A 21056-nucleotide genomic window follows, 5' to 3' on the forward strand; every position below is an offset into this window, starting at 1 on the left:
ATTCCGAACACAGAAGTTAAGCCCACCAGCGCCGATGGTACTGCTAACGCGGGAGAGTAGGCCGCCGCCAGTTTTTATTTTATTTTTAAAAAGTCCTTTATCATACGATAAAGGACTTTTTTGTTGTTATATACCTACACCACCCAACCTCTATAATATACTTGAGATATCCATCTCTACATCCAATCCTCCTTATCTTCTATTTTCCAGCTCATTCCTCATTCCTGGTGACCTATCTTTCAATCTTTAATTGAGCATCATCATTATTATTTATTTATTTATTTATTTTCTTCAGTTAGGATTATCCCAATGATAAGTTTTGGCTAAAGCCAGATGGAAATGGAGTTTTTGACCAGAATGGGATCCCTTCGACTAAGCTCAGGATTATAGCCCGCTCCTATTGAATATCATAAATGGAGAATTATCAAAGCTGATCAATCGCATCCCGAAACCCCAACCTCGGATATCATAATTCATAACTTATCATTCAATAATCTATCATCGTCATTTTAAAGGCATAAACAGCTTATCATCGGTAAAAGCTATTGGTATGCAAAAAAGAAAGATAACCCTTCAGAATCCATCTTATTTTAATCCACAAGAAATAAAAAAACCGCTTCTATAAAGAAACGGTTCAAAATTTTATGACATCTTGATTTTAATGCTTACATATCATTGTTTGTATCCGGGCATTTGAAATCATCGCTGCAGGTAGCACAAACAATGACTCCACTGCAATAATACATGCAGAAATCTGGTTCAGGAATTTTAGCTCCTCCACTAATGTTTTTTAATTGGCCTTTTTGTAGTTTTTTTAGATTTTTCATATTGTTTTAATTAAAAATTTGTAGGTAAAGTAAAAATAGTTAAAATATTTTTAATTAAACAGAAATAATATGTTAAAAAACAAATATTAATATAAATAATTAGTCAATAGTCTTTAATGCTATTGAATTTAATTTAAATATTTGATTATTAGTGAAATAAATATTATTTTTAAACAAGCGTTATCCGAAAAGCTTATAGAGTAGGAAATACCAAAAAAATTAAAAACTATGAAAAATCTAAAAAAACTTTCAAGAGAAGACAAGAAAATTATTGTTGCAGGAGTTAATTTCCCGGCTTATTGTTTTGAAGGCGGAGGGCCTGGTGAAGGAGGATGTTCTGCAGGTGAGACCTGTTCAGGTGGAAAATGTGTGCCCGACAGTGGAAATCCGGGTGGAGGAGGAAATCCTGGTGGTGGTGGTGATACCTATACCTGTATCTGTCCGTGGGGAACTTTCACACAACCGACTCCGTGTCCGGAATTTTATTGTATAACAGGATAGAATAAAAAAATAGTCAATAATTAATCTGGCTAATACCATTCCTGATATTATTTACATGCAGATTAATTATTGACTATTATACTATTATTTTTTAATCAATCCCAGTTCGATCAATCTTTCATGCAGGAATTCTCCGGCAGTAGTATCTTCGTACAATTTTGGATTGTTTTCGTCTATACAATTTTCAAGTGCATTTAAAGACATTGCACTTACTGGATGCATGAAGAAAGGAATAGAGTATCTTGAAGTACTCCACGATTCTCTTGGCGGGTTTACCACTCTGTGGATGGTAGATTTCAATTTGTTGTTGGTATGTCTTGAAAGCATATCTCCAACATTGATCATCAACTCATCTGGCTCTGCAATAGCATCAATCCAGTCCCCATTGTGATTCTGAACCTGAAGACCTTTACCCTGAGCACCCATTAAAAGAGTAATAAGGTTGATGTCTCCATGGGCAGCAGCTCTTACAGCATCATCCGGTTCTTCTGTAATTGGTGGATAATGAATAGGTCTTAAAATAGAATTTCCTTCTGCAATTTTGTTATCAAAATAAAATTCATCTAAACCAAGGTGCAAAGCTAAAGCTCTTAGCACATTCTGTCCTGTTTTCTCAAGCATTTGGAATGCTTCTTTACCTACTTCGTTGAATTTCGGAAGTTCTTCAACGATTACATTGTCTGGATACTCCTTTTTGTATTCTGAATCATCAGACAGATATTGTCCGAAGTGCCAGAATTCTTTTAAGTCTCCTCTTTTGAAACCTTTTGCAGTTTCTTTACCAAATCCTACATACCCTCTTTGGCCGCCGATTCCTGGAATCTCATACTTCTTTTTCGTTTCAACGGGTTGTTCAAAAAAGTTTTTTACCTCTCCATACAATTCATCTACTAATTGATCATCAAGAAAATGGCCTTTTAAGGCTACAAAACCAATTTCTTCATAAGCTTTTCCGATTTCATTTACAAATTTCTGTTTGCGTTCCGGGTTGCCCGAAAGGAAATCACGCAGGTCTACACTAGGTATTTTATCCATTTTTAGAAATTTACGAATAGCAAAATTACATTTTTTTTAATTGAAATGATTTTAAAATCATTATTTATAAGTTAAATTTGCTGTATGAAAAAATATTCTTCTAAGAGAAGTATCCAAATACTCGCACATCTTCTTCAACAGTACGGAATTGCAGATATCGTAATTTCTCCGGGGTCAAGAAATGCTCCTTTGGCCATTCATTTTTCAGAGATAGATAGTTTTAATTGTTACAGCATTGTAGACGAAAGAAGTGCTGCTTTTGTGGCAATGGGAATGGCGAAAAGCGAAAAGAAGCCGGTAGCGATTACCTGTACCAGTGGATCAGCGGTGGTTAATTACTATCCTGCAGTTACTGAAGCTTTTTATCAGAATATTCCCCTTTTGGTACTGACTGCTGACCGGCCGACCGATTTTGTTGATTTATTCGACGGGCAGACGATTAGACAGAAAGATGTTTTTCATCAGCATTCTTATGGTGATTTCCAATTGTTGGAAGACAGCAAAGAAAATGCAGAAGATATTAATTTTGAAATCATTAAAAAGGCGATCGAGCTATGCTTTGAAAAGCAAGGCCCGGTGCATATTAATATCCCTTTAGAGGAACCTTTATACGAACTTGTATCAGAGCTTCCTACTTTTCCTACGGTAGAAAAAACAATCAAGCATAAAGAATATGAAATCCCTTCCAATCTGGTTGCAGAATGGCATACTTCCCAAAGAATTATGCTATTGGTAGGGACGAGAGATTATAGCCCGGAACTGGAAAACCAATTGACACAGCTGGTGAAAAATCATTCTGTTGTGGTATTGAGTGAAGCCAATTCTAATCTGTATCATGAGAAGTTTTTCAGACATATAGACCGTTATATTTTTAACTTTACAGAAGAAGACTATAAGACATATGCTCCGGATTTATTGATTACCGTTGGGCAGAATGTAGTTTCCAAAAAAGTAAAACAATTCCTGAGAAGTGCCCGTCCTAAACAGCATTGGCATTTGGATGAAGTATGGCAGCCGGATACTTATTTCTCATTAACAGAAAAAATAGAGGTTAAGCCTGAAGTTTTCTTCTCAAAATTGTTGAAATTTATTAATCTTGAGCCTAGACCTTATTTTAATCTTTGGGATGTTTTAAGGGATAAAAAAGATGCTAAACATGATCAGTTTTTAAATACTGTTGAGTTCTCAGATTTTTATTTCTTTAATAAGGCTTCACAGACAATTCCTGAAAATTATAATATCCATGTCAGTAATTCTTCAGGAATCAGATATGCACAGCTATTTGACTTTGGTAAAAGAAAAATATACTGTAACAGAGGAACGAGCGGTATTGACGGTTCTACTTCCACTGCGATGGGATTTGCCATTAAAAATGAAAAACCTACTTTATTGATAACAGGAGATTTAAGCTTCTTCTACGACATCAATGGACTTTGGAACCAATATATTCCACCATTTGTAAGAATTATGATCTTCAATAATGGGGAAGGAAATATCTTTAAAATCATTCCGGGACCTGGAAATGCCAACCCGAATACATTAGACGAATTTATTGCTACGAAACACCGTAAAAATGCAGAATCTTTGGCTAAACATTTTGGGTTCTCTTATATAAGAGTAGAGGATGAGCCTACCTTGGACAGAGTTCTTGAGAATTTCTTTAAACCTGATGCACAGCCAAAAATCCTGGAAGTAAATACTCACGGGAAAAATAGCGCAGATGTACTGAAGTCGTACTTTGAATTTATGAAATAAATTTAAAGATCAAGATATTCTTCACTCCCTGGCAGATTGGTAATTCTGTCGATAGGATAGATAAACATATCATCGAAATCATTCAACGCATTAATGATCTGGAAATGGGTGAATTGCTTTATATTCTGTAAAGTGATCTCCGTTTCTTTGATCTTTTTATGCTTTAAAAGATGCTGTCGTTGTACTCCGTTCAAAAGATAGGTAGAAGGCGTAAACCAGTCTTTTCCTTTTAAAAATAAAATGTTGGAAAAAGAGGTATCGGTGATGTGATTGTTTTTGACAATGATAATTTCCTCAGCCTTGGCTTTCATCTTCATTTTTTCCAGCTCCTTTCGATCCTCGAACTTGAATGAATAATCGAAGCTGTTGTTTTCTACCAATTTGAAATCCTGTATCTCAGGAATAGCATAAGGAATCATTTGTGTCCTGATTCTCTTGTCAAGATCATAGGCAATTCTTAATTTAAAAAGACCATCCTCATCATGCTGCAGGTTTTTATAGATCTTGGCCAGATCGATAGAGTCTTCCTTCCCGAAATGGGAAAATGTTTGATTGACACGTTTCTGGTGTAGATCCAATAGAAAAATCTCCTGATCTTCTACTTTAATGCTTTCAATGAATTGGGACATAGATTTTATTTTTCATTTCCTGATATTCGTCTTCTAATTTACTCATGTGCGTTATACCGCCTCCGCTTTTGAAATAAAGTTGATCTCCATCTTTTTCAATAAAGCGTATCATTACACAGCTGTCAACATTCTGGCCGTCAAACCAACCGCAGACTCCTGTGTAATATCCTCTGTCATATCCCTCCGCATCCAGAATTATTTCCAGTGTTTTAGGTTTTGGAGCTCCTAAAATAGAGCCCGCAGGAAGCAGTTTCTGCATAATACTTCCTATTTTTCCGTCAAATTCAGGTTTTATCATTCCTGAAATCTCGGAACTCATCGCATACAGATCCTTCTGTTGGGTTTTGATGAAATCTATATGCTGAAACTGGTCTACTTTTACATCATCAGCTACCATGCTCAGATCATTGCGAAGCAGGTCTACAACAGTATAATGTTCTGCTTTTTCCTTTTTATCATTCTTCAGTATTTCTGCTGCATTTTCAATGGAAGCATCAATGGTTCCCTTCATGGGATAAGTCAGAATTTTGCCGTCAATGATCTTTACAAAAGTTTCAGGAGAAAAAAATACAAAAAAATCTTTATAAAAAACTTTATACTTTGCATTTGAATGATAAAAAATTTCTTCTAACGTTAAATTCGTCTCTATCTTCGTTTTTCTGGTGTAGTTTGTCAAATAAGAGTTTCCTAAGCGAATATTTTTCTGAACTTTGTCGAAACCTATTTTAAAATTTTCCTGTGTTTCTGGAAATGATTTCCATACGATATTTTTGCTTAGCGCTTGTTGTTGTTTTGTGTTTGCAAAATTTTGAAAATCAATAATTAAGCCTGATTTTTCAATTTTATTTTCCGGGTATATTTCGACATTCTCCGAAAGAAAGTCGATCATGAAGAAATAGGGAACCTTCTGCAGAGAAAGCGCATCCATTTCCATAAATTTTTGATTATTCACTGAAAACATTCTGCAAAAATAATTATTGATGTTTACTTTTGCATAAATTTTTTATGATGCAGAACAAATATCCCCAAAAACCGGGAATAGATTTTATATTGAAGCAGGCTTTTTTCTATTGGAATAAAACACTGGTTTTTCAGTTGATGTTTTCAATTATCTTTTTTGGAATCTTCCTTACCGCTATTATGCTTTTTGGGGGGAAGTATGAAATATTTTCTTACACTCAGCAGCTAACAGAAGCTTTTAAGCAGGGTACAGAAGCTTATATGGAGAAAATGGCAGCGCTAAGTGCTACAGAAAATTTTCAGATGTTTAACCTGGCCATCTGGGCAACTACAGCATTTCTATATCCTTTGAACCTTGGTATGTTCCAGATTTTCAGAAAGATTGATCTTAAAGAAAAAATTGTAATTGGCGATTTATTTGCAGGATACAATGGGCTGAACTTTTTTAAGTATGTGGGGTATTTTCTTTTTTGGTTCTTTGTTTACAGATTTACGGCTCCTACCATTATATTGGCGGTAATTTGGGTTGCTGTGACAATATTTGTAGCGCCACTCATGTTTTTCACCAATAAAAGGATTTTTGAAGCCATTTCTCTTAATTTTAAAGCACTTAAAGTGTATTTTGTAGAAATAATGGTGTGTGTGGTCGTTGCTTCTCTATTTAAGTACTTAGGTTTTGCCTTGTTTTTGATAGGAGGTCTTTTCACATTTCCTTTTTGGAATGCTATGATTTACTCCCTTTACAAAACAGTTTTTACAGAGAAAAGTTAAATATTCTAGCATGTTTAACATATTTTTTACTAAAAAAAACTAAATTTGGTAAAATCATTAAATATTTAAACTATGTCAGAATTTAACGAATTTGATCAACAGGGCTCTGTCCCTAACAGAGATACGGGATCAATTATTTCTCATGCTTTTGAAATGTACAAAGGTGTTTTCGGATACGGAATCGTCGCTATGATCATTTATTTAGCCGGAGGATTTGTGATTCAAATGCTTACAGGATTTGACTCTGCTTCAATGATGGAGGAAATGAAATCTTCGGGGGGTGACTTTAATTATTGGAGTGCTCCGGGGCTTCCATTGTACATGGGTGCTTCCGGCCTTTTTGGAATTTTATTGTCTCCTTTGTATGTAGGATTGATATACATGGTGAATAAGTATAATACCAAAGCTCCGATTGAGTTTTCTGATCTTTTCATCGGATACCGTCAGAATTTTGTAAACATATTGATTTACAGTCTTCTTTCATGGATTATTTGTTCTGTTGCACTTGCTTTGTGTGTTTTACCTATCATTTTTGTGTATCCTTTTCTTTTAATAGGATATCCTATTCTGTTATTTGAAAATGCTTCAGCTACAGATGCTTTAGGGAAATCTTTCAATATTGCTAAAGAAAATTATGGAACGTTCTTGCTGACAGGATTTTTAGGATTCCTGATCTCTATGGCAGGAGTTATTCTTTGTGGAATAGGAATTATCTTAACCGCTCCGTTTATAATGATCGTAATGTACTCTGCGTATTGCGCTTTCTTAGGAAAACCAAGACAAATTACGTACAGTAAATAAAAATATCAAAATACATGATGAATAAGGACAAACAAATAAGCAGTGTTGCGATAAAGCAGATGTCGTTGCTGGCCATTATTGTTATATTGGCAGGACTTATATGCTTTAATCTGGCATTGTTTATTCCCTCGGTTCTGGGGGCGATTACCATTTATGTAGTATGCAGGAAGTATAACTTTTATCTGCAGGAAGAAAAAAAATGGAAACCGTCGCTGGCTGCCCTTGCATTAATGTTTGCAAGTCTTATTGTCCTCATTCTTCCGATCTATTTTATTGCTGATCTGATTATCGATAAGCTGGGTAATGCACAGGCTTATATGGCTAAGTTTAATGTTTTCCTCGACAAGATCCATTCTTATATTTTCTCTAAAACAGGATTTGATATTCTGAGCAAAGAAAATATGAACAAACTGAAGGATTCTGCAGGAAAAGTCTCTACATCAGCAGTCAGTGGAACATTCAATACCCTTACAGTAGTGATGTCCATGTATTTTATTCTCTATTTTATGCTGGAAAGACCAAGGCTTTTCGAAAAAATCCTTACTAGTTCTGCACCTTTGAAGAGATCCAATATCTCTTTGATTGGCGATAAAATGAGAAAACTGATCATGGCCAATGCTATCGGAATTCCGGTTGTTGCAATAGGACAAGGGATAGTAGCTCTTATTGGTTACCTTATTTTTGGGGCACCGGGAGCTGTACTTCTTTTTGCATTGACGGCTGCCGCTTCAGTGATTCCTGTTGTAGGAACAGCTATTGTGTATGTTCCGGTATGTATCTTTATGATTGCAGAAGGAAATACCGGGCAAGGACTGGGGCTGGCTATATATTGCCTTGTAGTGGTAGGTCTTACCGATAATCTTCTCCGTTTTACGCTTTTAAAGAAGCTGGAAAATATCCATCCTTTAAATACTGTATTTGGGATTATTATGGGAATGAACCTGTTTGGCTTTATGGGCCTTATTTTTGGGCCTATTCTTATCTCATTGACACTTCTCCTGGTTCAGGTATACAGAAATGAATTTTCGGATGAAAATACCCCTCCGGAGCTTGAATTGCCCGGACAAGATGATATTAAAGAAAAATTAATTTAATTATATAAAAACATGGAGGGAATCAATCCGGAAATATTAAAAGAAATCTGTGTATTTAAAATGCCGTTCGGTAAGTATGAAGGGACGGTTTTGGTAGACCTTCCGATAAGTTATCTGGAGTGGTTCAACAGAACCGGAATGCCCAAAGGAAAACTGGGAATGCAGCTTTCAACAGTTTATGAGATCAAACTCAATGGTTTGATGGATCTTTTGACTCCCATCAGAGCTTCAGTGAGAAATGGATTGTAATACTTAAAATATACCGATCTTAGTATAAAGTTTCGGCGGCATCGAAGATAGAACAGCATATATTTACTTGAATTTGATATAAAATAAAAATGATTGGCTTTACCTGTCTGTGGTAGAACCAATCATTTTTTAATGTTTTAAAAACCTTTAATCTATTGTTTTATTATAGATATTGATTTTTTTATAAGTTATAGTAGATTGATAATTAGATGGCCCCATGGATTGTTAGTATCCTTAACACCTAATTTATCAAACACCACTAGTTTAATTCTTAAATAAACAACACCTCCCACTATACAGGCCAACCTATCTTAAAATAAATTAAAAAGATGGATTTTTTGAAAGAATTAACGAGTCTAAATCTTTGACCTTTTTATATTTATTAATATGTTTCGTAGCAAAGTTATCCAGTTCTTTACTTTTATAAACATACAAGCAATTTCCAAATACAATTTTCCCAGCTTTTGCTTCAGAAATCTTACCGATTGATTCCATTGAGTCTTTTTTCATCTTATTTATTTTAGAGACCAAAAAAGCATCTATCTCATCATCAAATAAAGCTATTGCAACAGGGTCATAGAGTGTCTTATCTATATCATATATTCTATTTACAAGGTCTTTATTCTCATAACCTTTCAATAGACATTTTTGTAAAGTTCTATCTTTAAAATTTTGTACTGTTAACTCTTCTTTAAAACTACTTTTACTAACGGTACATGAAACTAGAAAACATCCTGTAATTATTATTGCTATTTTTTTCATATAATTTTAATTTATTCAAAAGGATAAACAGAATAGCATAATAAAGGTATTTAAAAACTTCCAGTTACTATCTTAAAAATATATCAAGAAATGACTTTTTTGTTTTTGGTAATTGAAATAATGTCTTCTGAGAAAGATATATTTACATTTTATTATTTCATAGAAATATTCATAACTCGAATTTATCTTATTTTTTAATTTCATCTATCGATGTTGCCTCACTTATAATTAAAGGAAAATTAGGATGTTGAATATAAATCTTACCTTTCCTGTCAGAAAAATTGAATTCTATTTCGGATATTCTTTGTTCGTAAGAATTAGTTTCTTCATCGTATGTTAAAACTTTGTATTTGAGGTTACAATGATTAACATCTTTAAAATCACAAATTAAATTTTCAATTATTTTGAATCGAATAAATAACTCGTCTTTATTTGTATGTCTAATTTTTAAATCAATTAAATTATCTCGAATCTCATATTTAATGGGTACATACCATTTCTCTCCATCAATTGGAAGTGAATATGCAAAATATGTTAGATTATTCGGGCAATTATTTTCCGAAGCTTGACAAAATAATGATTGCCAAGCCAAGGATAGAAGCATAATTATAAATATTTTTTTACACATTAGTTTACATTATTCTAATCCATTTTTTAAATGAATACCAATTCAACAAACCTATTAAAGTTGTTATAAGAATAAATAAATAACTAACATTATTTTTATCAAAAAGATATATTGCTAGCAAATATATTGTTACTGTATAAAGTACTTGTAGCCAGATTTTATTACCAAATTTTGTAATTATTAGATATAATATTAAATATAATGGTAAATACAATATAACTCCTAAAAATAAGAAATCATAAATGAAAATTAATTGGAATAAAAAATTGTAAGAATAGCTACTTTCGTGTAAGTTGTATAATTTATATAATTTAATATCATTTTCAGAATTAAATAAATACCCAAAAATCAATTGTAGTATATTTTTAGTCGCAATACTTAAATACATAATAGCTATAAGCTTAGGAATATTATTCAATAATTTCATACATTTTTATTTTAATTACAACCTAATGAACTTAAAGGAGCTTTGCCTTTTAAATAATCTTTAACTTTTGTATAATTTGGTCTATAAGTTTTTTCTGGGAGTTTATTAGCACTTCCTCCTCTAGCATTTATATATTTTGACAATTTATCCTGCATGCCTTTCCATAATTGGTCGGCTCCAAAGAATGCTGAATTTTCAATTATATAATTAGCAAGATTAGGACTATCAGTTGCTATTTTAGATACCCGATCAACACCTCTAGTATATATGTACATAGTATTGTCATTTGGGCTTATATAATAACCAAACAATCTATTTCCTGCAACAGGATGTATTCCATCATAAGCCATGCTCATTGGGGCTTTTATTGTCGAAAAAACCCATGCTTTTGGTCCAAAACCACTACAAATTACAGTTCCATCATCTATTGGAATTTCAATATGAATAAGTGTACCTAAAGGATTTGATGAGTTCCATAAAGCTATATCATTAATTCCATAATAACCATCAACAATTGGTGTAAACTTTTCTGCAAATAAATTTAAATTAAGTCTGAAAAAATTAAAAAATTCTTCAGGAGTATATTTTTGAGTGCTGTTAGGTTTATTAGGCATTGAATTAATTTGTATTGGAAATAAATCCATATTTATATTAGCACCTGCAGCATCATCTAAATCTGTAATCTGCCAATTACTCCACCAACTTGTTTGGTTTTTTATATTTTGTAATTTATCCTTTACAGATTGTGGAATATTATGTTGTGCTACAGTTTTCCAATTATCCAATTCCCCACAAGGAATATCTAATAATAAGTTAGAATTTTGGAGTAATGCATCATTTAAATCTTTTTGTCTCGAAAATATTTGCTCAGGATTTACAGTATCTGGATTCTGATCCAAAAAATTATATGCATAAGTTAGCATTGGCTGAAAGTCTCCCCAAGTAATAGCATTATTTTGTTTAAATTGTAAAGCCCATTTGATTAAATCTTGAGATAACTGACTACTATTAAAATCATAAAACTTTTTTAAGCCGTCATAAAACTCGGTATTGGCTGTATCATAAATAACAGTTTTCAAATCTGCTGGAAGTCTTTTAACATAAAAAAAGAATGTACTAAGAGTTGGAATTGTCGGAGTATCTGTGTCACCTCCTAAGCCTGTAGTGGGTCCGATTTCGCCACCTCCTGGTGAACCATCATCTCCCAAGGCTGTGCTTGCTGTGCAGACTAATGCTACAACAGTAATATGTTGAGCTGCATAACCTCCTTCACTTTTCCAGTTGCACTCTCCCCACTTAGTTTCATTACCTGAATGATGGTCTCCTGTATAACAAGAGAAGTACATATCTACACTTTTATAAGAACAAGATTCAGCCCCTCCCATACTTCTATTAGAAACTATCCCACCATATGTTCCTTTTGCAAGTTCAATAGCAGTGGCTTTTCCTGCCGTTTTCACTCCTTTTCCTGAAAGCAGATCTTGTTTTTCCTGCGGTGTAAAATTATACGTTACCAAAAGTTCTTTATAACTGCCATCTGGTAAGTAAGATAACACCAGATTTTCTAAAGGAGCATTTTCAGGAGCATTCCCTCTAATCAGATTAAATGTGTAAGTATGAAAATTAGTCCCATATTCAATATACGTCACATTGTCCGTATCAATGGAGACCCCATTTGCATAATCAATTGCCTTGCCTGATGCATTAGTTTTGATGTTTGTTAAATTGTTTTGTGCTTTTTGTAATTCGGTTTTAAGAACTAATTTGTGTTTACTTTGTTCTAGACGAATTGTTTTAGATGTTGGTCTGAATTGACTACTGTTGCTGTGTGTCTCTTGTTCTGTCGACAGTTCATTCCTACAAGAATATAACAAGACCATAATGGTTACTAAGGAAAGTAACCTCGAAATAAATTTGTTTTTCATTATTTGTATAAAATTTAAAAATTATTTAGTTTTCATCACGATAAAGATATAAAAACCATCAAATAAATTAATAAGGGAAACTATATTTTGTTTGATAATACAAATATAAATTGCTAAAGCGACTAAACCCGTCGTATTATTTTTAGGGTTTAACTTTCCTTTGTTAAAATATTCTGTCAGTCGTTTGAATGTCAGTTTCAAACCTCGCAAGAGATAATAAGTACAACCGATATACAGAATAAGGAATGTAATCACTTTAAAAATATGAGATACTTCATCCCAAGTGCTGTGTACTGCCTATATTCAATAGGCAGTATGTAATCTGTCTGAAACTACAATATTATCATTCTGCAACATCAAAGGGATTTTCATCTGCTTTCATAAAGATGCCGCCGAAACTTTTTTTATTATAAGCCCTGTTAAGCTTTCAAAGCTTCAATTTCATCTCGTAGCTTAGCTGCTTTTATAAAGTCAAGGCTTTTAGCTGCAGCCTCCATTTCTTTCTGTTTCTGAGTAATCATTTTCTCAATATCCTCACTGGCATAGGTCGCCTTTGTTTCCGCAACTTTTTGCATGATTTCCTTTTGGGTATATTTCTGATCAGGAAAGTCTTTGCTTCTTCCGACAAGGTTTTCAGAAATCTTTTTATTTAAAGCTGTCGGCTTAAGGCCGTGATCTTCATTGTATTTCATTTGCTTAGCACGGCGGTATTCGGTTTCATCCAGAGTAGCCTGCATAGATTTGGTAATCTTGTCAGCATACATGATCGCTTTTCCGTTGATATTCCTTGCGGCACGTCCCACAGTTTGAATCATCGATCTTCTGCTTCTCAACATTCCTTCTTTATCTGCATCCAGAATCGCAACCAATGATACTTCCGGTAAATCCAATCCTTCTCTTAATAGGTTTACTCCAATAAGAACATCAAAAAGTCCTAAACGAAGATCCTGCATAATCTGAATACGCTCCAGAGTTTCAACATCAGAATGAATATACCTCGTTCTGATTCCAAACTTGATAAAATATTTGGTAAGTTCTTCCGCCATTTTCTTCGTTAAAGTAGTTACCAGAACTCTTTCATCAGCATCAGATCTTTTGTGAATTTCTTCCATTAAATCATCAATCTGGTTGAGACTAGGTCTTACTTCAATAATTGGATCAAGAAGCCCTGTAGGACGGATAATCTGTTCTATATAAGATCCTCCCGTTCTTTCAAGCTCATAATCTGCCGGTGTTGCAGAAACATAGATGACCTGGTTTTGTATCGCTTCAAATTCTTCAAACTTCAAAGGCCTGTTGTCCATAGCTGCAGGAAGTCTGAATCCATATTCCACTAATGCTTCTTTTCGGCTTCGGTCACCACCGTACATGGCGTGAACCTGCGGAATCGTTACGTGGCTTTCATCAATAACCATCAAAAAATCCTTTGGAAAATAATCAATCAGGCAGAAAGGTCTTGTCCCCGGAAGTCGGCCATCCAGGTATCTGGAATAGTTCTCAATTCCTGAACAATAGCCCAATTCCTTGATCATTTCAAGATCCAGTTCAGTTCTTTCCTGAAGTCTTTTTGCTTCCAGGGGCTTTCCGATAGAGCTAAAGAAGTCGACCTGTTTTACCATATCATCCTGAATCTCTTTGATCGCCCCGTTTAAAGTATCCTTTGAGGTTACGAAAAGATTGGCAGGGTAAATTTGAATTTGTTCAAAATTAGCCTCTACATTCCCTGTAATAGGATCAAAACTTTGGATCTTTTCAATTTCATCCCCAAAAAATTGTATTCTGATGGCATTGTCAGCATACGCCGGGAAAACATCTATCACATCACCTTTTACACGGAATGTTCCCCTTTGGAATTCACTTAGCGTTCGGGCATATAATGCATTAACTAATGAGTGGAGAAGGGCGGTTCTCGTCACTTTTTCACCAATAGCTATGGAAATTAAGGACTTATGAAATTCAGTAGGATTTCCGATACCATAAATACACGAAACGGATGCTACAATTAAAACATCCCTTCTTCCTGAAAGAAGACTGGCAGTCGCAGAAAGACGTAATTTTTCGACTTCTTCATTGATGCTCAGATCTTTTTCAATATAAGTTCCAGTTGTAGCGATATAAGCCTCAGGCTGGTAGTAATCATAGTAGCTGACAAAATATTCCACGGCACTTTCCGGGAAAAATTCTTTAAACTCCATAAACAGCTGTGCTGCCAGAGTTTTATTGTGTGCCAATACCAGAGTGGGACGTTGTACATTTTGCACAACATTCGCCACGGTAAAGGTTTTTCCAGATCCGGTTACCCCTAGAAGTGTCTGATATTTCTCACCGATCTCAATTCCTTCGGTAAGTTTTTCAATGGCTTGAGGTTGGTCCCCTGTCGGTTTATATTCTGATTGAAGCTTAAAATTCATAGAAAAGAATGTATAGAACAAAAATACGAAAGAAATTTTTAGACAGGATAATCTTTTGAAGATGAATATTTTGATAATATAATTTTAACAGTCTAAACAAGAATAATTAAAAAAATAAAAAGCGCTAATTTTTTTAGCGCTTTTATTATTATGGACGTGTAAAAGTCATGGTTGCGGGGACTTTTAGGACCGAAGCAATGGCCTTGCCGTCTTTCGTAGCGGGTATCCAGACTGTGTTATTACTTATTGCAGTAACGGTCTTAAGAAGCTCCCGGTTCAGGATTTCATTGTCTCCCGAAGTCGTTACCTGAGTTGTTTTTCCTGTTTCGTCGATTTGAATGTAAGCCGTTGACGTTATAGAACCATTTTTAGATTCAAGATTACTGGTATCAATGCCCTTATTTATCTGCATCCTTAAGTTCTTATCCCCATCAGCATATTGTGCCGGAAGCTCATTAGTATTCTGTTGAGTATTGATCGTTGTGTTTTTGCTTATGCTATTTTCTCTTGGAATTATAGTATCTGAAACAGCTTTTAACCCTGCTCTTTTGAAGCCCATGATGACAGAAGATTTTCCTTCTTCTCTGGTCTTCTCAAAATAAGAATGAGTCATTAAGGTCACCTGGTAAGGCTGAGGATTTTTTGCTGTTCTTGCATTTTGAGAAACTTTGCTGATAAAAACATTTGAAAAATCATTTTTTGTATAGTTTTTCAAAATATCGTTTTCTATTTTTTTTGAATCAATCCAGACTGCGTAACTTTTCTTGTTTAAAAATGATTTCAATTCATTCTCTGTAGGAATTCTCTTTTTCAGTTCAGGCATCGTAAAGAAAGTAATCTTCTGCTCATTTCTCTGATTTTCATTGAGTAAAGGGTAGAGCTCTTTCAATCTTTTTTTATCACTTTCTGAGACTTTTTTTGCGAAGTCAGCATATTTTCCATGGCTCAGAAGATCAGTATATTTAGCTAATATGTCTTTGAATTCCTGATAAGGATCCTGTCCATTGGCTGGAACACTGGCTTCTGTTGTTTTTTCAGAAATCTGAGCATTTGCAGGATTACCGGCATAAGTTCTCTCAGAGAATAAAGCAACTGCTGCAATCAGAACGGTGATTCCTGTGGCTTTTCTTAGAAGGCTGAATTTTGTTTTTTTCGTTTTCATCATAATAAATCTTTTTTTGGTATTATTAAAATTGAATGAATGGGTCAAAGGTGGGTTTTGATGACTGAGAATTTCTTCGAGAATCAGACTCTGGTATTCTTTAATATTATAATTACTTTTCATAACGGCCTCATCCGCTAAAAACTCATGATTCGTGATCACTGCTTTTTTATATAGGAAAAGAACGGGATTGAACCAGGTGAAAATCTTTAGAATATCCAGAAACAATACATCTATACTATGCTTTTGTTCAATATGAGTTTTTTCGTGAAGGAAGATTCTTGGATCAATGGTGTCATTTTTCATATAGCTTTCGCCCATATAGATTGTATTCCAAAAACTGAAAGGGGAAAGTTTTTCTTTTGTTAATATGACATTGTGATGATGGTAAATATGTTTTTCTCCCTGTATTTTTCTGACAGTCATAAGGGCAAAAAGGCTTCTCAGCAGTAGAAAAAGAGTGATGATGATGTAAATACCCCACAGAATATTCATCCAGTTAAAACTTTCCTGTGCCGGCTGCTCGATAAAAACCATTTGCTGGGCCGTTTCTTCAATAATCAGTTGAGGGTTATTCTTAGTTTCCGGTCTTTGTGTAGTGATCGTAACAAATGGGATCGCATAAGAAAGCAATAGCGAGCTTAATAAATACAGCCGGTTGAATCTGTACATTTTTTCTTTTTCCAGAAACAAATAATAGACAGCTATGAAAATAGAAGAGCACAGAACTATTTTAAAAATAATGGCAGACATAGCTATTCTTTTATCTGTTCATCTATAATATCACGAAGTTCTTTCAGTTGCTTTTGGCTGAGTTTTGCATTTGAAGTAAAAAATGATGCAAACTGCGTTACCGAGCTATTGAAAAAACGGTCAATCATGGAAGTCATCTCTTCCTTGAAATATTCCCCTTTTTCTACCTTTGGATAGTATTCACGGGAATTTCCATATAGTTTATAGCCTACTAACTCCTTATTTTGCATTCTTTTAAGCAAGGTAGCAATAGTTGTAGGGGCAGGTTTGGGTTCCGGATAAGCATCCAGAATATCCTTCATGAAAATTGTTTTCTTTTCCCAAAGAATTTCCATGAGTCCTTTTTCGGAATCTGTTAATTTAATCTCTTTCATTCTACAAGATTGTAATTTGTTCTACAAATGTAGAATAAAAATTAATATAGACAAACTTTATGGCATTATTTTTCCATTCGATGTAGAATCACCTAATCATAATATTATGAAAATCAATCAATTTTATGTTCCGACACTCAGCCTTTTTCTTATTTTGTCCTCATGCAAAGAAAATCATGCGAATGCTCAGAAGACCGGAAATGACGGAAGTGTAGAGACAGAAAGTCCCAATTCAGACTATAAACCGGCATTTAAAGGGCAGACAAGAATTGCCGCAGTAAAGACAAAAACGGCTTACCATGTAGAGGTATTAAATAAAGATTTGGGAAGACCTTGGGGGATTATCAATTTGCCTGACGGAAGATTTCTCATTACTGATAAGAATGGCCATATGAATGTTGTTTCAACAGATGGAAAACAAGTGTCAAAAATAGAAGGCTTTCCAAAAGTGGATTCAAAAGGGCAGGGAGGAATGCTGGATGTAGCCCTTGATCCTGATTTTAAAACCAATACTATAATTTACTTCAGTTTCTCGGAACCCTTTGGAAAAGGAAACTTGACTTCTGTGGCGAAAGGTAAATTGTCTGGCGATTTTAAAAATATATCAGACGTAAAAGTGATTTTCCGTGCAGAACCTTCTTATGATGGAGATAAGCATTATGGAAGTCGTCTGGCTTTTGATAAAGACGGAAATTTATTTGTCAGTACCGGGGAAAGATCAGATAAGGTGACGAGGGTTTATGCTCAGCAAACAGATAATTATCTTGGAAAAATTCTAAAGATCACAAAAGACGGCAAACCCGCTCCCGGTAATCCATTTATTGGAAAGCAGGGCTATAAACCGGAAATCTATGCCTACGGCGTTCGAAATCCACAAGGTATGGCTATTGATCCACAAGGAAACCTTTGGGATGTGGAAATGGGACCAAGAGGGGGAGACGAAATCAACCTGATCCAGCCCGGAAAAAATTACGGATGGGGAGATGTTACCTATGGAATTGAGTATTCCGGGGATAAAGTAGGACAAGGAATCACTCAAAAAGAAGGAACAGAACAGCCCGTTTACTATTGGGATCCTGTGATCTCACCAAGCGGAATTACTTTTTATACCGGAAATATCGAGGAGTGGAAAGGAAACCTGTTTATCGGATGTCTAAGTGGTGAGCACATCGACAGAATTATCATGAAAGACAATAAAGTAGTAGGAGAAGAACGTCTTCTTGCAGATCAGAAGGAGCGTTTCCGGGATGTACTGAACGGAATTGATGGTAATCTGTATGCCGTAACAGACAGCGGTAAGCTTTATAAAATTTCAAAAAAATAGAAAAAGCCTACTGATTTTTCAGTAGGCTTTTGTAATGAAGTTGGAGGGTGGAAGTTATTGGAGTTTAATATAAATTTCTATCTATTGTCACTTCCGTCTTCCATCATTTTTTAAAACTTAAAGTTAAGTCTGGCGAAAACCTGCCTTCCGGCAAATCCCATCTGCACAGGATCAAAAATACCTCCTGATTCTGTGTTTCCACTGCTCACCTGGGTGGTCTGTAAGGTAGGATATCTGTTGAATAGATTTTTACTTCCCAGCGTCAGATTCAGATTTTTGCAGAATTCATAGCCAAAGGAAAGATCGGTAGTTACTTTTGGGTTATAAACCTGTTCTACCTCATCATATCCGATTAAGGTTGCTTTATCAAATCTTACCATTTGCAGATTCACATTGAATTTGTTGACCTTATAATTAAGGTTTAAATTAACCTTAGTTTTCGGAGCAGAAGCCAGAATGAATCCTCTTTCTCTTTTGCTCAGATAAATGTCTTCTTTTCCTGCCAGCTGCTCAGAAGTATTTACTTTCGTAATTTCCATATCATTATAGTTTCCGGCTAAAGTTGCTGTTAGCTTTCCGGATCCAATATTTTCAGTATAGCTTAAAATAAGATCTATCCCTTTTGTACGCGTATTGATCGCATTAGAAAAGAACTGTGCTTGGTCAATATAAGGATAATCTGTCTGAACATCTCCAGGGAGGTCATCTCTTGAAAAGTTTCCTGTAAGAACAATTCTGTTTTTTACGTTGATATAATACCCATCTATTGTTGCCGTGAATTTTCCTGTATTATAAGTGAAACCAGCACTTCCGTTTACGGATGTTTCCTGTTTTAGCTGTGCAATTCCCACTCTCTTGGCCAGATCGCTGTCATTAGAAGCCAGTTGGATGGTAACCAGCTGACCACCCTGGAAGTTGGTAAACTGCTGGCTGTAATATTTCTGCGCCAGAGAAGGAGCTCTGAATCCGGTAGAAACTGATCCACGGAAGGCAAATTGTGGAGTAATGGCATATCTTGTAGCGAATTTTCCGTTCAGAGTGCTTCCGAAATCGTTATAATTTTCAAACCTTCCGGCAACACTTACCATCCAGTTTTTAGTAATGTCAAGTTCAGTGTCTACATAGGCTGCGAAGTTATTTCTGCTTTTCCCAATATCTGTAGAATAGCCCGGGAACCCCTGAGAACCACCCGGTCTTACTTCTCCGCTTAAAGGATTGGTTACCAATTGATTTTGAGGAGTATTAGGAGTCACAATATTTCCATTCACATCATACATTGCATAAGATGCTTCCTGACCTTTAATAATATTGAATTTTTCATACCTGAACTCTGATCCGAAAGCAACATTAAGCCCTTCCAGTACTTTGAATTGTTTCACAGCATTAAAACCCGTTGTATTTTGGAGTAATGAATGCCCTCCGGCATTAAAGCTTGTCGGTGATTTAACTCCTAAAGTGGCATTGATCGTATTGTCAATCTGATAAGTAAATCTATTGTTACCAAAAGCATTATAAAAATCTACATCCCAGTCAGCAACTTTGAATTTCAAGCCATTGTCAAACGTGAAATCTGTAATACTGGTATTTTCAATTGGATTGAATCCTGTAGGGTAAACCTCAGGAATATTTCCATCTGCATCCGGTGTTCTGGTCCAGGCATATGCCTTAGTATTTCTATGTGAAAATCCTTGACGGGAATAGAACTTCAGCCCATTAGATAAAGGAACTTCAATATTTCCGAAAAAGTAAATATTCTGAGCCTTGGCATCTCCAAAACGTTGTCTTGGTGCGGTATACACATCCGGATTTGCATTTCGTATTGCATAATCTTTGTTGATAAATTCTACCGTGAAGTTTCCAAAACCACCTTTTGACCCTATTTTTGTTCCTAGATTTCCACTAAAATCAAAGGTCGTTCCATCAATTTTATGATCAGAAACGATATCATTATTTCCGGGACTTTTGAAAAGGTTCATCCCTGTGAATACATTTCCCTCAAAACCTTTATCACGGTCATTAAGAATAACATTGATTACCCCTGCGATAGCATCCGAACCGTATTGAGCTGAAGCTCCGTCACGAAGAACTTCCACTCTCTTGATGGCACCAATGGGAATAGTGTTCATGTCATATCCGGTATTTCCTCTTCCTTTGGTTCCAAAAAGGTTGATCAGTGACGACTGGTGATATCTTTTTCCATTCAAAAGCAGTAAAGTCTGGTCAGGACCGAGGCCTCTTAAAGTAGCAGGATCTACTGCATCAGCACCGTCAGATCCTGATTGTTTATTGGAGTTGAAAGAAGGAGCAGAAAACTGCAGTAATTGGTTGATTTCCACCTGTCCTGTTGACTGGCTTACCTGTTTGATATCAATGATATCAATAGGAACGGGAGTATTAACGACTGTTCTTTTCTTATTCCGGCTTCCGGTAATGGCAACTTCGTCTATCTTTGACTCCTTCAGAGTATCCTTTATTTGCTGGGCATAGGCAAAGGTAGTTGCTCCAAGTAAGAAGAGGCTGATGTATTTTATTCTCATATTAATAATTTTGCGTAGTGATTCCATCAAAATTATTAATATTTATTTTTAAATCGGCACTAAAATAAAATAATCGATATGAATATATTAATTTGGTATTGATTTGTATGGGGTTTAGAAAAATAATAACA

The 21056-nt window shown here is 35.0% G+C and carries 18 protein-coding genes and 1 rRNA gene; 8 read left to right on the top strand and 11 right to left on the bottom strand.

Annotated features, from left to right (window positions below; all coding sequences use genetic code 11):
- A 5S ribosomal RNA gene (rrf, locus tag C1634_RS26600) occupies positions 1–73 on the top strand; the annotation flags it as partial.
- Between the two features lie 592 nt (positions 74–665).
- Here the strand turns inward: rrf and C1634_RS26145 are convergent.
- Complete coding sequence (locus tag C1634_RS26145; RefSeq protein WP_165835376.1) at positions 666–827, bottom strand: bacteriocin-like protein; 162 nt, start codon at positions 825–827, stop codon at positions 666–668.
- Between the two features lie 228 nt (positions 828–1055).
- Here C1634_RS26145 and C1634_RS21145 point away from each other — a divergent pair, with 228 nt between their 5' ends.
- Positions 1056–1328, top strand: a complete 273-nt coding sequence (locus C1634_RS21145) for a bacteriocin-like protein (protein WP_103235610.1) — start codon at positions 1056–1058, stop codon at positions 1326–1328.
- An 84-nt stretch (positions 1329–1412) separates the two neighbouring features.
- On the opposite strand, the gene C1634_RS21150 is transcribed toward C1634_RS21145, so the two are convergent.
- On the bottom strand, positions 1413–2363 hold the full coding sequence (locus C1634_RS21150) for an isopenicillin N synthase family dioxygenase (RefSeq protein ID WP_109739091.1): 951 nt from the start codon (positions 2361–2363) through the stop codon (positions 1413–1415).
- A gap of 84 nt (positions 2364–2447) precedes the next feature.
- Between C1634_RS21150 and menD the strand changes: the two genes are divergently transcribed.
- Positions 2448–4118: a 2-succinyl-5-enolpyruvyl-6-hydroxy-3-cyclohexene-1-carboxylic-acid synthase gene (gene menD, locus C1634_RS21155; protein ID WP_109739092.1), complete on the top strand. Its 1671-nt coding sequence runs from the start codon at positions 2448–2450 to the stop codon at positions 4116–4118.
- A gap of 2 nt (positions 4119–4120) precedes the next feature.
- On the opposite strand, the gene C1634_RS21160 is transcribed toward menD, so the two are convergent.
- Positions 4121–4747, bottom strand: a complete 627-nt coding sequence (locus C1634_RS21160) for an aminotransferase class IV (RefSeq protein WP_103235311.1) — start codon at positions 4745–4747, stop codon at positions 4121–4123.
- Positions 4731–5708 carry an aminodeoxychorismate synthase component I gene (locus tag C1634_RS21165; RefSeq protein WP_103235310.1) on the bottom strand — a complete coding sequence of 326 codons (978 nt, stop codon included), beginning with the start codon at positions 5706–5708 and terminating at the stop codon, positions 4731–4733. The genes C1634_RS21160 and C1634_RS21165 overlap by 17 nt, the downstream gene beginning before the upstream one ends.
- 47 nt (positions 5709–5755) lie before the next feature.
- On the opposite strand from C1634_RS21165, the gene C1634_RS21170 reads away from it, so the two are divergent.
- The 4 genes from C1634_RS21170 to C1634_RS21185 all read left to right on the top strand — a co-directional run bounded on the left by C1634_RS21170 (position 5756) and on the right by C1634_RS21185 (position 8622).
- Entirely contained in the window at positions 5756–6478 is a 723-nt protein-coding gene (locus C1634_RS21170; RefSeq protein WP_228410128.1) for a hypothetical protein, read from the top strand.
- Between the two features lie 72 nt (positions 6479–6550).
- Complete coding sequence (locus C1634_RS21175) at positions 6551–7279, top strand: beta-carotene 15,15'-monooxygenase (protein WP_103231326.1); 729 nt, start codon at positions 6551–6553, stop codon at positions 7277–7279.
- Between the two features lie 14 nt (positions 7280–7293).
- The gene (locus tag C1634_RS21180; RefSeq protein ID WP_103231327.1) at positions 7294–8373 is read left to right on the top strand and encodes an AI-2E family transporter; all 1080 of its coding nucleotides are present in this window, start codon (positions 7294–7296) and stop codon (positions 8371–8373) included.
- A gap of 21 nt (positions 8374–8394) precedes the next feature.
- On the top strand, positions 8395–8622 hold the full coding sequence (locus C1634_RS21185) for a DUF3820 family protein (protein WP_103231362.1): 228 nt from the start codon (positions 8395–8397) through the stop codon (positions 8620–8622).
- A 321-nt stretch (positions 8623–8943) separates the two neighbouring features.
- On the opposite strand, the gene C1634_RS21190 is transcribed toward C1634_RS21185, so the two are convergent.
- The 6 genes from C1634_RS21190 to C1634_RS21220 all read right to left on the bottom strand — a co-directional run bounded on the left by C1634_RS21190 (position 8944) and on the right by C1634_RS21220 (position 17064).
- Positions 8944–9384 (bottom strand): hypothetical protein, encoded by a 441-nt coding sequence (locus C1634_RS21190; RefSeq protein WP_103231328.1) that lies wholly within the window; start codon positions 9382–9384, stop codon positions 8944–8946.
- A gap of 187 nt (positions 9385–9571) precedes the next feature.
- A complete protein-coding gene (locus tag C1634_RS21195) occupies positions 9572–9988 on the bottom strand; it encodes a hypothetical protein (RefSeq protein WP_123921542.1) in 417 nt (138 codons plus the stop codon).
- Between the two features lie 462 nt (positions 9989–10450).
- The gene (locus tag C1634_RS21205; protein ID WP_103231331.1) at positions 10451–12364 is read right to left on the bottom strand and encodes a hypothetical protein; all 1914 of its coding nucleotides are present in this window, start codon (positions 12362–12364) and stop codon (positions 10451–10453) included.
- Positions 12365–12783: 419 nt separating this feature from the next.
- Positions 12784–14775: an excinuclease ABC subunit UvrB gene (uvrB, locus tag C1634_RS21210; RefSeq protein ID WP_109739096.1), complete on the bottom strand. Its 1992-nt coding sequence runs from the start codon at positions 14773–14775 to the stop codon at positions 12784–12786.
- A 148-nt stretch (positions 14776–14923) separates the two neighbouring features.
- Positions 14924–16690 (bottom strand): M56 family metallopeptidase, encoded by a 1767-nt coding sequence (locus C1634_RS21215; protein WP_109739097.1) that lies wholly within the window; start codon positions 16688–16690, stop codon positions 14924–14926.
- Positions 16691–16692: 2 nt separating this feature from the next.
- Positions 16693–17064 carry a BlaI/MecI/CopY family transcriptional regulator gene (locus C1634_RS21220; protein ID WP_103231334.1) on the bottom strand — a complete coding sequence of 124 codons (372 nt, stop codon included), beginning with the start codon at positions 17062–17064 and terminating at the stop codon, positions 16693–16695.
- A gap of 106 nt (positions 17065–17170) precedes the next feature.
- On the opposite strand from C1634_RS21220, the gene C1634_RS21225 reads away from it, so the two are divergent.
- Entirely contained in the window at positions 17171–18388 is a 1218-nt protein-coding gene (locus C1634_RS21225) for a PQQ-dependent sugar dehydrogenase (RefSeq protein ID WP_109739098.1), read from the top strand.
- A gap of 110 nt (positions 18389–18498) precedes the next feature.
- Here the strand turns inward: C1634_RS21225 and C1634_RS21230 are convergent, their stop codons facing one another.
- Complete coding sequence (locus tag C1634_RS21230; RefSeq protein ID WP_103231336.1) at positions 18499–20925, bottom strand: TonB-dependent receptor plug domain-containing protein; 2427 nt, start codon at positions 20923–20925, stop codon at positions 18499–18501.
- Positions 20926–21056: the final 131 nt, after the last annotated feature.

Source organism: Chryseobacterium viscerum, from assembly GCF_002899945.2.
GTDB lineage: Bacteria > Bacteroidota > Bacteroidia > Flavobacteriales > Weeksellaceae > Chryseobacterium > Chryseobacterium viscerum.